The organism is Streptomyces pristinaespiralis, from assembly GCF_001278075.1.
GTDB classification, from domain to species: domain Bacteria; phylum Actinomycetota; class Actinomycetes; order Streptomycetales; family Streptomycetaceae; genus Streptomyces; species Streptomyces pristinaespiralis.
Window position 1 is genome coordinate 1,616,505 of sequence record NZ_CP011340.1, and the last position, 13,105, is coordinate 1,629,609.

Annotated in this window: 10 protein-coding genes; 2 read left to right on the top strand and 8 right to left on the bottom strand. The window is 70.0% G+C overall.

From position 1 onward, the window contains the following. Positions 1-35: 35 nt before the first annotated feature. Positions 36-779 carry a hypothetical protein gene (locus SPRI_RS06730; protein ID WP_005309634.1) on the bottom strand — a complete coding sequence of 248 codons (744 nt, stop codon included), beginning with the start codon at positions 777-779 and terminating at the stop codon, positions 36-38. 188 nt (positions 780-967) lie between these two features. On the opposite strand from SPRI_RS06730, the gene SPRI_RS06735 reads away from it, so the two are divergent. Next, complete coding sequence (locus tag SPRI_RS06735; protein ID WP_037773310.1) at positions 968-2,566, top strand: CocE/NonD family hydrolase; 1,599 nt, start codon at positions 968-970, stop codon at positions 2,564-2,566. A 235-nt stretch (positions 2,567-2,801) separates the two neighbouring features. On the opposite strand, the gene SPRI_RS06740 is transcribed toward SPRI_RS06735, so the two are convergent. The 7 genes from SPRI_RS06740 to SPRI_RS06770 form a co-directional block, all read right to left on the bottom strand. Then, a complete protein-coding gene (locus SPRI_RS06740) occupies positions 2,802-3,545 on the bottom strand; it encodes an amino acid ABC transporter ATP-binding protein (RefSeq protein WP_005309639.1) in 744 nt (247 codons plus the stop codon). Positions 3,546-3,659: 114 nt separating this feature from the next. Beyond that, positions 3,660-4,106: a DUF6278 family protein gene (locus SPRI_RS06745; RefSeq protein ID WP_005309641.1), complete on the bottom strand. Its 447-nt coding sequence runs from the start codon at positions 4,104-4,106 to the stop codon at positions 3,660-3,662. A 56-nt stretch (positions 4,107-4,162) separates the two neighbouring features. Next, positions 4,163-4,942 carry an exodeoxyribonuclease III gene (locus SPRI_RS06750; RefSeq protein WP_005309643.1) on the bottom strand — a complete coding sequence of 260 codons (780 nt, stop codon included), beginning with the start codon at positions 4,940-4,942 and terminating at the stop codon, positions 4,163-4,165. A 53-nt stretch (positions 4,943-4,995) separates the two neighbouring features. Continuing rightward, positions 4,996-5,628 carry an MBL fold metallo-hydrolase gene (locus SPRI_RS06755; protein WP_005309645.1) on the bottom strand — a complete coding sequence of 211 codons (633 nt, stop codon included), beginning with the start codon at positions 5,626-5,628 and terminating at the stop codon, positions 4,996-4,998. Positions 5,629-5,640: 12 nt separating this feature from the next. Beyond that, positions 5,641-6,921, bottom strand: a complete 1,281-nt coding sequence (gene pcaDC / locus SPRI_RS06760; protein WP_005309648.1) for a bifunctional 3-oxoadipate enol-lactonase/4-carboxymuconolactone decarboxylase PcaDC — start codon at positions 6,919-6,921, stop codon at positions 5,641-5,643. A 358-nt stretch (positions 6,922-7,279) separates the two neighbouring features. Then, positions 7,280-9,223, bottom strand: a complete 1,944-nt coding sequence (locus SPRI_RS06765; protein WP_005309653.1) for an ABC transporter ATP-binding protein — start codon at positions 9,221-9,223, stop codon at positions 7,280-7,282. Positions 9,224-9,674: 451 nt separating this feature from the next. Beyond that, the gene (locus SPRI_RS06770; RefSeq protein ID WP_037773311.1) at positions 9,675-10,403 is read right to left on the bottom strand and encodes a type 1 glutamine amidotransferase; all 729 of its coding nucleotides are present in this window, start codon (positions 10,401-10,403) and stop codon (positions 9,675-9,677) included. Positions 10,404-10,984: 581 nt separating this feature from the next. Between SPRI_RS06770 and SPRI_RS06775 the strand changes: the two genes are divergently transcribed. Further along, a complete protein-coding gene (locus SPRI_RS06775; RefSeq protein WP_005309658.1) occupies positions 10,985-13,105 on the top strand; it encodes a PQQ-dependent sugar dehydrogenase in 2,121 nt (706 codons plus the stop codon).

The following is a 13,105-nucleotide window of genomic DNA, read 5'->3' on the forward strand; positions in this document are numbered from 1 at the left end:
CGGGAGTCCCTGGTGCCCGCGGGCGCGTCGCCGAGTCAGCCGGCCGCCCGGTGGGAGCTGCGCGCCTGCGGCACCGCGCTCTGGGCCGCCCGCGTCACGTCGGCTACCAGCTCGACCACATCGGGGCCGTACGCCTGCGAGTTGACCACCTTGAGCAGCAGGCAGAAGGAGCCGTTGCCGTGCTTGCGGGCCAGTTTCTCGTGGTGGCGGGCCAGATAGCGGGTGGCCGCCTGGTTGGTGATGGCGCGCTGCCCGCAGAACAGGAACACCGGGCGGGCGTCCTCGCCCGCGGTCAGCCGGGCCAGCAGCACGTACTCGGCCGCGCCGGGCTCCATGCGGTAACGCTCGGAGCCGATCTGGAAGGCGCCCTGGTCCGGTCCCGGTTCGGGGTCGGTGTTCACCTTCACCCCGGGCAGCATGGAGTGCAGGTGCGCTGCCATGCGGCGGTTGGACACCGGGCCGCCGACGCAGAACTCGGTGCGCTCACCGAAGCCCTGCTGGGCCGTGTCGTGCCAGACGATCTGCGCGTTCGCTCCGCAGTCCTTGATGAGCGCGGACAGTTCCAGCAGCGCGAAGACGTCGAAGCGGTGCACCGAACCGTCGCGGCCCGCCTCGCGGTTGACGACGAGCAGGGACTCGGAGTTCCCGGGCAGCCCGAAGAAGCCCTGCTTGCGGCGCAGTCGACGGCGCCAGAGGTAGGTGCGGGCGAGCCAGCCGATCGTGGCACTGATCCCCGCGGCCACCACACCGAGCACGATGTTGCGTACGTCGTCAGTCATGGGCGCGCATGTTAGCGGTGCCACAGACGCCTGTTCGAGCCGGTCCCTGTGGCGGACCGCCGCACACCTCACTGACACGACGTCCAATAATTGTTACGGTGGCGTAACTTACCGGGGAGTTACCTCGGGTAGCACCGCGACCTTACCGTCGGGTCACTTCAAAGGGACAGATGAGTCAGGAGTGACCCGTGGGACTTCCTCGCAAGGCTCTGCGCACCACCGCCATCGGTACGGTCTCGGCCGCGCTGCTCGCCGGTTCCGCCACCGCCGCGGCCCCCGTCGCCCTCCCGGCCCTTACCGCGCAGAACGGCGCCGCCACGGCCTCCCCCGACGTCCGCTTCGTCGACATCGAGGGCGACGGCGGGATCGTGCTGAAGGCCAACGTCGTCACGCCCGCCGACGCCGACGGCCGTCGGACGTATCCCGTCGTCGTGCTGCCCACCAGCTGGGGGATGCCGCAGATCGAGTACCTCGTTCAGGCACAGAAGCTGGCCGACTCCGGTTACGTGGTGGTGAGTTACAACTCCCGCGGCTTCTGGCAGTCCGGCGGCGAGATCGAGACGGCCGGACCGCCCGACATCGCCGACGCGTCCAAGGTGATCGACTGGGCGCTCGCCAACACCCCGGCCGACCCCGAGCGGGTGGGCATGGCCGGTGTCTCCTACGGCGCAGGTATCAGCCTGCTGGCCGCCGCGAAGGACAAGCGCATCAAGGCGGTTGCCGCACTCAGCGGCTGGGCGGACCTCATCGACTCCATCTACAACGGCCGCACGCAGCATCTGCAGGCCGCGGCCCTCCTCAGCGGCGCCGGCTACCTCACGGGCCGCCCCAGCGCCGAGCTCCAGGAGATCATGACCGCCTTCCTGACCTCGGACCTGACCAAGGAGCAGGCGATGATCGAGTGGGGGCGCAAGCGCTCCCCCGCCACCTACGTCGACGAGATCAACGCCAACGGCGCCGCGGTCATGCTCGGCAACGCCTGGGGCGACTCGCTCTTCCCGCCGAACCAGTACGCCGACTTCTACGAACGCCTCAGCGGCCCCAAGCGCCTGGAGTTCCGCCCCGGCGACCACGCCACCGCGGAGGGCACCGGTCTGCTCGGTCTGCCCAACGACACCTGGACCAGCGCCCACCGGTGGTTCGACCACCACCTCAAGGGCGCCGACAACGGCGTGAACCGTGAGCAGCCCGTACGCGTCAAGACCCGTTCGGGGGGCGTGTACGAGAACTACCCCGACTGGAAGTCGGTGGGCGCGGACCGGAAGAAGATCGCTCTCGGCGGGTCGCAGCACATCGGCACCGGCGTCGACTCCGGGGCGAACGGCGGGCTCATCTTCCTGTCCAGCCTGCTCGACCAGTTCGCCGAGCTGCCCCCCATGGCGTCGATCCCGCTGCTGCCGCGCTCCGTCACGGCCGTGTGGCAGTCGGAGCGGTACTGGACGGAGCAGCAGGTGCGCGGCACCGCGAAGCTGCACACCACGGTCACGAGTACCAAGGGGAGCGGCACCCTCGTCGCGTACCTCTACGACGTGGGCCCGCTCGGCCTCGGCAAGCTGGTCACAGGCGCGCCGTACACGTTCCACGGCAGGACGCCCGGTCAGCCGTTCGCCGTGGACCTGGAGTTGCACTCCACCGCCTACGACGTACCGGCCGGCCACCGTCTCGCCCTGGTCGTCGACACCGTCGACCCGCTCTACATCGAGCACAACCCGGCCGGCGCGCAGCTGACCTTCTCCTCGCCGGCGGCCGACCCGTCGTACCTCTCGGTCCCGCTGCGCCAGAAGTGATCACCGGCCGCTGCCGGCCCGGCCCCCGCTCAAGCAGGGGCCGAGTGGTGCTCCATGCGCCACTGCGCCGGCCCGTCCGCGCCCGCCAGGGGGCCCGGGCAGTGTTCGGCAGCGGCGTTCCCGGCCGGTCCTGCCCGCATACGGCATCGCCGTGCGCCGTGCGGGCGGGTCCGGACCCGGTGTTCCTTGTGTTCCGTGTGCTTCCTTACCTGCCCCATCGGTGCGGGCGACCCCATCAGTGCTTGAGGATCTTGGAGAGGAAGTCCTTGGCGCGGTCGGTCTCCGGGTGGGTGAAGAAGTCGTCCGGGGTGCGGTCCTCGATGATGCGGCCGTCGGCCATGAAGACGACGCGGTTGGCGGCGGAGCGGGCGAAGCCCATCTCGTGGGTGACGACGACCATGGTCATACCCTCGGCGGCGAGCTGCTGCATCACCTCCAGCACCTCGTTGATCATCTCCGGGTCGAGGGCCGAGGTCGGCTCGTCGAAGAGCATGACCTTGGGGTCCATGGCGAGTGCGCGGGCGATGGCCACGCGCTGCTGCTGACCACCGGAGAGCTGCGCGGGGTACTTGTGCGCCTGGTCGGCGAGCCCGACCCGCTCGAGCAGTTCACGGGAGCGGCGGTTCGCCTCCTCCCTCTTGCGGCCGCGGGCCTTGACCGGGCCGAGCGAGACATTGGCCAGCACGGTCTTGTGGGCGAAGAGGTTGAACGACTGGAAGACCATGCCGACGTCCGCGCGGAGCCGCGCGAGATCGCGGCCCTCCGCGGGCAGCGGCTGTCCGTCGATCAGAATGTCACCCGATTCGACCGTCTCCAGCCTGTTGATGATCCGGCACAGCGTCGACTTCCCCGAGCCCGACGGACCGATGACCACCACCACCTCCCCGCGGCCGACGGTGAGGTGGATGTCCTGGAGTACGTGCAACTGCCCGAAGTGCTTGTTGACCCCGCGCAGCTCGATCAACGGATCGACGGCCATACGCTGCTCTACCCACTCTCAGCTGTGTGTCGTGGCCAGCGCAAACTAACCGGCCCGCCAAGGCACTTCACACCGACACGCACAAGTGGATCAAAAGCCGTACTAATAAGGAATCTAGGCTTCCGACGCTTCCGCGTACACCTGGGAGAGCTCGGGAGCCCCGTTGAACGCCCACTCCACACCGGCCTCGACCACACCGATCTCCCGTCCGGAGGCGAGCCGGACCACCGGGTGGCCGCCCGGCCAGATGTGCCAGGCCGCACCGGGCACGGTGCGCACGATCACCGTGCCGAGATAGAGACCCGCGTCGTTCCCCAGCCAGGGAAGCTCCTCGGGATCGTCGCGCCAGCGCGGCGGAAGCTGGTCCAGGGCGGTCAAGGACTGCGGGGAGTCGTCCAGTTCGAGTCCGGCCTGGGCCGCTCTGGAACGCAGCAGTTCGCACTCGGAGAGCAGCTCGGTAATGGCCGCCGCGCGCTCCGGATCGTGCACGGTGGCGGCCGCATCGCCCTTGTCCCGTTCGCCGTGGCGTCCCAGCCAGTGATCCAAGAAGGGGATGTTCATACTGCAAAGCCTCGCATCCCTGCACCCGGACGCACCACAGGGCGCGTCAACCAACGTCACATGTCGAGATCCACAACGACCGGTGCATGGTCGGAGGCACCCTTGCCCTTGCGCTCCTCGCGGTCGACGAAGCTGTCCTTGACCGCCGCGGTGAAGGGCTCGTTGCCGTAGACCAGGTCGATGCGCATGCCGCGGTTCTTGGGGAAGCAGAGCTGGCGGTAGTCCCAGTAGGTGAAGGGGTGCTCGTACTTCAGCGGGCGCGGCACCACGTCGGCCAGACCGCGCTTGCGCAGTGCCTCCAGCGCCGCGCGCTCCGGCGGCGTCACATGCGTCATGCCGTCGAAGAAGGACGGGTCCCACACGTCGTCGTCGGTCGGGGCGATGTTGAAGTCACCGAGGACGGCGAACGGCCGCCCGGCGGCCGCGTCGTCGGTCACCGCGACGGACAGCGCCTCCAGCCAGCGCAGCTTGTAGCCGTAGTGGTCGTGGGCGACCTCGCGGCCGTTGGGCACATAGACCGACCAGACACGGACGGGGCCGCAGGTCGCGGAGATCGCCCTCGGCTCCTGCACGCCCTCGTAGTCCGGGGCGCCGGGCAGCCCGCGCACGACGTCGTCGAGGCCCACCCGGGAGATCACCGCCACGCCGTTCCACCTGCCGGAGGCGTTGACCGCGGACTCGTAGCCGAGCTCACGCAGCTGTGCGGCGGGGAACTGCTCCTCGGTGCACTTGGTCTCCTGGAGGCACAGCACGTCCGTGCCGCTGCTCTCCAGCCAGGCCAGCAGCCGGGGCAGCCGGGCGGTGATCGAGTTGACGTTCCACGTGGCGATGCGCATGACCCAAAGCCTAACCGCGGGGTGTGACAGTCACCCGGCCCGCCGCCGGACCCTCACAGTTCCAGCGTTCGCCCGGCGGCCAGGCGCTCGTGCCGGGCGCCGCCGAGCTCGCCGATCTGCCGGTCGTAGATCGGCCGGGCCAGATCCGTGAGCAGGGCGTCGTGGACGTCGACGGCCCGGCGCGGCGCCACCTCGCGGACGTAGTCGATGACCTCCGAGATCTTGTTCCACGGGGCGTGCACCGGCAGCATCAGCGTGTCCACCGGCCGGCCGGGGACCGTGAGCGCGTCGCCCGGGTGGAAGACGGAGCCGTCCACCAGGTATCCGACATTGGTGATCCGCGGGATGTCCGGATGGATCACCGCGTGCAGCTCGCCGTGCACCTGGACGTCGAAGCCCGCCGCGGTGAAGGTGTCACCGTGCCCCACGGTGCGCACGCGCCCGGGAAACGCGGCGGACAGCCGCTCGGCGACACTGCGCAGGGTCCACAGCCGTGCCGACGGGTTCGCCTCGAGGGCCGCGCGCAGCCTGCCCTCGTCGAAGTGGTCGGGGTGCTCGTGCGTGACGAGCAGGACGTCGGCCCCCACGGCGGCGTCCTGCTCGCTGAAGCCGCCGGGGTCGATGACCAGACGCCGCCCGTCCTTCTCGAGCTGGACGCAGGCGTGGATCCGCTTGGTGAGCCTCATGCGACCATCCTGCTACGCCCGGGGCGTCGTCTCCTCCTGTATCACCGCCTGCGCCACCCGGAAAGCGGAGTTCGCCGCGGGGACGCCGCAGTAGACGGCCGTGTGGATCAGGATCTCCCTGATCTCCGAAGGGGTCAGACCGTTGCGCAGCGCCGCCCTGGTGTGCGGGGCCAGCTCCTCCAGGTGCCCCCCGGCGACCAGCGCGGTCAGCGTCACACAGCTGCGCATGCGTCTGTCCAGGCCGTCGCGGGTCCACACCTCGCCCCAGGCGAAGCGGGTGATCAGCTCCTGGAAGTCGCCGGTGAAGTCGTCGCCGTCGGCCAGCACGTCGTCGACGTGCGCGTCGCCGAGCACCTCGCGGCGCACCTTCATGCCCGCCTGGTACGGGTCGGCCCTGCCCGGCCCGGTGGCCTGCGGCTGCTCCGTGGCGGCGGCGGGCGCGATCTCGGCGACCGGCGCGACGGGTGCCGAGGTCACGGGAGCCGACGGGGCCGGGATCGCCGCGAGGGTGTCGTGCCACGCCGTGGCGAAGTGGTGGGCGAGCAGGTCCGTGACCGCCGCGGGCTGCTCGACGGGCGCCAGGTGGGAGGCTCCGGGCACGAGCGCGAGCCGGGCGTCCGGTATCCCGGCGACCAGCGTGCGGGCCTCCGCGGGTCCGGTGACCTGGTCCTCGGACCCGACCACGACGAGCGTGGGGACCTGGATGCGGCCGAGGCCGGCGCGGACGTCGAACGCGGCCAGCGCCTCGCAGGCGGCGATGTAGCAGCCGGGGTCGGTGGTGCGGACCATCTGGACGGCCCACTCGACGATCGCCGGCTGGGCGGCCGCGAACGCCGGGGTGAACCAGCGCTCCGGCGCGCTGCGGGCGATCGGGTCGAGCCCGTTGGTGCGGACGACGACACCGCGCTGGCGGAACTCGTCCGCGGTGCCGAACCGGGGGGAGGCCGCGACGAGCGCCAGGGTCGCCACGCGCTGCGGGTGGCGCAGCGCCAGCTCGATGCCCACCGCGCCGCCGACCGAGCAGCCTGCGTAGCCGAACCGCTGCACACCGAGCTGGTCCAGGGTGGCGAGCAGCCGCTCCGCGAGGTCACCGACGGACGAGGCCGGGTACGCGGGCGCGCCGCCGTGGCCCGGCAGGTCGTAGCGGATCACCCGCCACCGCTCGGAGAGCTCGGCGATCTGCCGGTCCCACATGTGCCAGGTGGTACCCAGGGAGGGCCCCAGGACCAGGATCGGTGCGTCCTCCGGCCCGTCGACGCGGTATTGCAGGGTGTTCGGTGGTGTCTCGCTCACCCGTCAGACCCTCTCATCTCTTACGGACGCCCCCATGACTGGGGTTCAGTGGATACCGTCCTGACCAGGTTGCAGACATCTCGGGCGACATGTCGCTCGAGGCATCGGATGATCTCACGTCGGGTCCTCCCCCCTGGATGCAGCGTTCGTAGTACGCCTGGGTGCGGGGATCGAAGCGCAGCCGGGTGAACACGATGCGGTGCGCAGCGGCGTCAGCCTGCCGGTCGCCCACCGTGGTTGGGCCGACGCGAGCTCCGACGGCCGGGCCTGTCGGATGCGGGATTGTCCGGCAGCGACCAGTAGCCGACACCGTCCGCGCCCACGTAGTGCCCGGACTCGGGGCCGGCTTCGTCGCCCGTCAGCCACGGCACCACCGCGGCGCCCCATCCGGAGCTTCGGCCGATTGCGCGTGCGACGACGTCCTGTGGTGTGCGTCCGGCACCGGGTCGGCCGGTCCGGGCAGCCCGCTGGTGCCGGCTCCTGGGACCGGGCGTCCGGGGGCCGACTCGGTGCTCTCACCGAGGAAGCCGCCCGACTGGTGCTGCCACAGCTTGGCGTAGGCACCGTTCGCCGCGAGGAGCTCCTCGTGGGTGCCCTGCTCGACGACGCTTCCGCGATCGAGGACGACGAGACGGTCCATGCCGGCGACGGTGCTCAGACGGTGGGCGACCACGAGAGCCGTACGGCCGTCCATCAACCGCCACAGGGCGTCCTGGACGAGGAGCTCGCTCTCCGAGTCCAGCGCGCTGGTCGCCTCGTCGAGCAGCAGGATCGGGGCGTCGCGCAGGATGGCCCTGGCGAGGGCGACGCGCTGGCGCTGGCCGCCCGAGAGTTTGACTCCCCGCTCCCCCACAAGGGTGGCGAAGCCGTCGGGGAGTTGGTCGGCGAACTCCGTGACGTGCGCGGCCGCGGCGGCCGCGTGGATCTCGTCGTCGCCGGCACCGGGCCGGGCGAAGGCGATGTTGTCCCGCAGGCTGCGGTGGAACATGGCGGGTTCCTGCGGGACGTAGGCGATCAGTGAGCGCAGGTCGGTCTGGCGCAGCCGGCTGATGTCGTGACCACCGATCAGGATGCGTCCGGCGTCGATGTCCGACATCCGCAGCAGGAGCCGGGTGAGTGTGGTCTTGCCGCCGCCGGACCTGCCGACCAGACCGATCCTCGCGCCCGCGGGCACGTCCAGGTCAAGGCCTTGGAAGATCGGCTTCGCACCCGCGTGGGCGAAGGTCACCGCCTCGAAGTTGATGCCGGTGTCCCGCGGTGCGAGTGGTTCGGGTTCCGTCGGGTCGAGCACGGTGGGCGGATCCAGCAGCAGCTCCGTGAACTGCGCGGCCTCGGTCATCGAGCTTTCCAGACGCCGGTAGATCTGGTTGAACTCGAACATGATCTGGGTCGCGTTGGAGTAGTAGGTGAAGGCGACGACGACCTCCTCCACTCCCCGGCCCGGGCCACCGAAGGCGATGGCGACCAACAGGCCCAGCACGTTGGTCAGCACGGACATGGGGGCGATCAGGGTGTCGACGCGCAGATTGCCGTAGTCCCACGACCTCAGCGTCAGGCGCCGGGAGTCCGCGACACGGCTGCGGTGTTCGTCGGCCTCCCGCCGCTCGGCCGCGAACGCCCGGATGGTCTCCATGTTCATGAGGCTGTCGGCGACGTGGCCGGAGACCCGGGCGATCGCCGCCTCACGGTCGTTGACGAGCCTCTGCCGGCGACGGATCAGAGGTGTCGCGGCCACCACGGTCAGCACGATCATCACAAGAAGGCCGGCGACGAGCATCGGTTCGTAGCTCCACAGCACCACGGCACCGAACAACAGGGGGACGAGGCTGCCCACGATCCGGTACGTCACCGTGTCGACGAAGTCCTCGAAGCGCTTGCCGAAACTCAGCACCCGTTTGGTCAGGGAGCCGGCGAAGTTGTCGTGGAAGAATGCCGCGTCCTTGGCGAGGAGCTCGTCCATGCCGCTCACGTACAGGTGCTCCATGCCGAGGGCGTCCACGCGGTTCAGGCAGTGCTGCCCGACCCGCCACACGGCCTCGGCGAGCAGCAGCGTCACGCCGAAGCCCAGCACGTACGGCAGCGCCGAGCCGAGGGTGAGACCGCCGTCGTCGGCAGCCTGTCCTGCCAGTTTGGCGATCAGCAGGGGGGCGACGTAGCGGATGCCGATGTTGCCCACGGCCGGCAGCAGCAGCGCGGGCAGGGCCAGCCGTCGTAGTCGCAACAGTTCCCGGCCGTAGCGGCGCAGTGCCAGAACGACCGCGCTCCTGGCCGGCGTCGGCCCTCGCGAATCTGTTGTCCCCATCACACTCCCGGAGGTTCGGAAGTCGGAAGTGTCCCGTCGGGGACGGTTCTCGGTCCAGGCATTTACCGCGGACCGGCGAGAACCGGACATCGCTGCGTCCAGAGTACGCAGCGGACGTATCCGGCGGTGGGCCTGCGGTTGTCGGGGCAGCCGTCGTCGTAGTTCAGGGCCGGCGCACGGCGGGCTCGGGGTCGGAGGCACCGGCCGTCCAGTACCAGGTGTCCTTCTGGGTTCCAAGGAAGGCGTATCCCACCTCTCACGCGCCGTCACACGCGTCTCACCGACAGCGTCGACGCACCTGGACCACGAGGAGCCGACCCTGTAAACGCTCCTCCCTGGACCACCTGGATCCCCTGGACGACACAAGACGCGATCTACAACCTGTGCCAGGTGGCACCCGGCGTCGCTGGAACGGGGCGCCGAGCCGCCGCATCCGCGCCGGCCCGGCCGGTCACGGCAGCCTCGCGCACACCTGGGCGAACCGCCGCGTGAACACCGACCACCCCGCGACCGCCGCGCCCTCGTCGGCCACGGCCCGGGCGTGCAGCCGGTCCCTGTCGAAGCCCTGCCGGGCCAGCGTCTCCCGGTCCCAACCGGCGATCCGCTCGGCCTCCGCCTCCGGGTGGAACTGCACACCCCAGGCCCGCGCGCCGACCCGGAACGCCTGGTGGGGGCAGGCCTCGCTGGAGGCCAACCACACTGCGTCCGGCGGGAGTTCAGTGATCGCGTCGACGTGCCGCTCGATCGCGGGAACCGCCGGGCCGAGCCCGTACAGCAGCGGATCGTCGGCGGCTTCGGGGCGCAGCCGGATCTGTGTGCTGCCGAACTCCGGCCGACCGTGACGCGCCCGTACTATGCCGCCCGCGACCTGCGCGAGCAACTGGCTCCCGAGGCAGATGCCGAGGACGGGCGTGCTCTCGTCCAGCGCCTGGGCGACGAGGCGTCGGGTTGCCGGGAGCCAGGGCGCGCGCTCGTCGTCGTCCGGCAGGAAGCCGCCGCCGAGCACGAGGAGCGGCCTGCCGTCGAGCGTCCGGGGCAGTGCCTCACCCTCGTAGGGACGCAGCACGTGGAGGCGGATTCCCGCCTCGCGCAGCCAGACCCCGACCCGGCCGGGACCGCCGCTCCTGGTGTTCTGTACGACCACGGCAGTCGGTCGGCCCGGTGCATGCGAGGGCGTCATCGCCTCAGCTCCCTTGCTCGGCATCTGCGATCGCTGCGTTGATCCCTACGTCGATCAAGGCAGCAGATCAGGGCGGGCCACACGACGTCAACGGTCCGTCGGCCGCCGTACTCGGTGGGGCCATGCCCACCCGCAGCCGCGGTGACACGCTCCACGGGCCGACCGGCCATCGCCGAGCGCTGCCTACCCTCGCGCCTCGGGGCGCTCACCGTCGATGACGGCCCCGTCGTGACGGTGCAGGCCGCCGGCGACCCCGCGACGGTCAACCGGACCACTGGGCCTGCTCCTTTCAGGCCTGCCGGACCGACCGTCCCCCCCAACTCATCTCGCTGCAGCCGAGAACGGCTCCCAGGCAAGGGGCAGCGAGGGCCGGCCATCCTCATATAGGGGCAAATTTGGGGAAGTTGAGCTCGACCCATCCTTAGTTCTTCCAACAGAAAGCAATCTTTGTCCTTGACGAGGCAAAAGCCGGACCCTAGCGTCTGCTCCGGTTTTCAACAGTGCACGGGCGACAACCCCCTTGCACTGCGCGCGGCATGTCCCATGTCTCGCGGCAGCCGTCCAGGACCGAGGAGTTCTGAGTGCGCAAGAGAAGGATCGCCACCCTCATGGGAGCAGGGGCGCTCGCCCTGACAGTCGGATTCCAGCCCACGGCCAACGGCCAGCCGGTGAAGGTGGATTCGGACCCGCCGGTCACCTCCGCCTTCCAGAAGGTCACTCTCAACGACCGCCCGGGCGAGCCCATGGCCCTCGCCGTCCTGCCCGATCTGCGCGTGTTGCACACCGCACGCACGGGTGAGGTCCGGATCCACGATCCGAAGAGCGGAGTGAACTTCCTCGCCGCCGACCTGAAGAAGAGCCCTTCGGGCCTCTACCAGCATGACGAGGAGGGCGTGCAGGGCATCGCGGTCGACCCCGACTTCGGCAAGAACAAGTGGGTCTACCTGTACTACTCACCCCGTCTCGACACCCCCATGGACAACCCGGCCACGCCGGGCGTCAACGAGGGTGACGCGCCGCAGGCGGGCACGGCCGAGGACTTCGCCAAGTACAAGGGCTTCACCCGCCTTTCCCGCTTCAAGCTCGAGGGGAACCGGCTCGACTTCGCCAGCGAGCAGAAGATCCTCGACGTCCCAGCGGACCGCGGTACCTGCTGCCATGTCGGCGGCAAGATCGACTTCGATCACAAGGGCAACCTCTTCCTGTCCACCGGTGACGACACCAACCCGTTCTCCTCCGACGGCTACAGCCCCATCGACGACAGCCCCCGCCGGAACCCGGCCTACGACGCCCGCCGCACCTCGGGCAACAGCAACGACCTGCGCGGCAAGGTGCTGCGCATCAAGGTGAAGAAGAACGGTGGCTACACCGTCCCGGACGGCAACCTCTTCGAGCCGGGCACACCGAAGACCCGTCCCGAGATCTACGCCATGGGTCTGCGCAACCCGTTCCGCTTCGCGGTGGACGACAGGACCGGCGAGGTCTACCTCGGCGACTACTCGCCCGACGCCGGCAAGGCGGATCCCGGCCGCGGGCCTTCCGGCCAGGGCCGCTGGATGGTCATCGACCGTCCGGCGAACTACGGCTGGCCGTTCTGCGTCACGCAGGACATGCCGTACCAGGACTACGACTTCGCCACGAAGAAGTCCGCCGGTCCGTTCGACTGCGCCAGGCCGGTCAACGACTCGGCCCACAACACCGGCCTGCGCGAACTGCCGCCGGTGACCGACGCGGAGATCGTGTACGGCTACGGCGCCTCCGAGAAGTTCCCGGAGCTCGGCACGGGCGGCATCGGCCCGATGGGCGGTCCGGCGTACCGCTACGACCGCCGGAACACCGCGGAGAACCGCTGGCCCGCCTACTTCGACGGCAAGCCTCTCTTCTACGAGTGGACCCGCGACCAGATGAAGGCCATCACTCTCGGCAGGAAGAACCAGGTCGAGAAGATCGAGGACGCGATCCCCTCGATAACCACCGACGGCCCGATCGATGCCGAGTTCGGCCCGGACGGCGCGCTCTACGTCCTCGAGTACGGCACCGGCTACTTCGCCGAACTCCCCGAAGCCCAGCTCGCCCGCATCGACTACACCAGGGGCAACCGGACCCCGGAGCCCAAGGTCGCCGCCGACGTGACCAACGGCACCAACCCGCTGACCGTCCAGTTCTCCAGCGCCGGCACCACGGACGCCGACGGTGACGCCCTCAGCTACTCGTGGGACTTCGACGCCGACGGCACCGTGGACTCCACCGAGCCGAACCCGAAGCACACGTTCACCAGGAACGCCGTCTTCGACGCCACGCTGAAGGTCACCGACAGCACGGGCCGCTCGGCCGCGGCCTCGGTGCCGGTGGTCGTGGGCAACAAGGCGCCGGTCGTCTCACTGACGACCGATCCGGCTCCGCACGGCGGCACGGCGTTCCACTGGGGTGACACCGTCACGTGGAAGGTCACCGTGACGGACGATCAGCCTGTGGACTGCTCGAAGGTGACCGTCTCGTTCATCCTCGGTCACGACACCCATGGACATCCGCTCTCTACCAGCAACGGCTGCAGCGGATCGTTCGAGACCTTCGTGGACGGCGGACACGCTGGTGCCGACAACCTGAAGGCCGTGTTCAACGCCGCCTACACGGACACGCCCCCGAACGGCCTGCCCGCCCTCTCGAGCAGCGCCGAGGTAGCGCTGACCCCGGCCGACTGA

Bases quoted from the DNA above. Each gene is read 5' to 3' on its own strand.
- SPRI_RS06730 (WP_005309634.1), bottom strand. From the start codon at position 779: ATGACTGACGACGTACGCAACATCGTGCTCGGTGTGGTGGCCGCGGGG.
- SPRI_RS06740 (WP_005309639.1), bottom strand. From the start codon at position 3,545: ATGGCCGTCGATCCGTTGATCGAGCTGCGCGGGGTCAACAAGCACTTC.
- SPRI_RS06745 (WP_005309641.1), bottom strand. From the start codon at position 4,106: ATGAACATCCCCTTCTTGGATCACTGGCTGGGACGCCACGGCGAACGG.
- SPRI_RS06750 (WP_005309643.1), bottom strand. From the start codon at position 4,942: ATGCGCATCGCCACGTGGAACGTCAACTCGATCACCGCCCGGCTGCCC.
- SPRI_RS06755 (WP_005309645.1), bottom strand. From the start codon at position 5,628: ATGAGGCTCACCAAGCGGATCCACGCCTGCGTCCAGCTCGAGAAGGAC.
- SPRI_RS06765 (WP_005309653.1), bottom strand. From the start codon at position 9,223: ATGGGGACAACAGATTCGCGAGGGCCGACGCCGGCCAGGAGCGCGGTC.
- SPRI_RS06770 (WP_037773311.1), bottom strand. From the start codon at position 10,403: ATGACGCCCTCGCATGCACCGGGCCGACCGACTGCCGTGGTCGTACAG.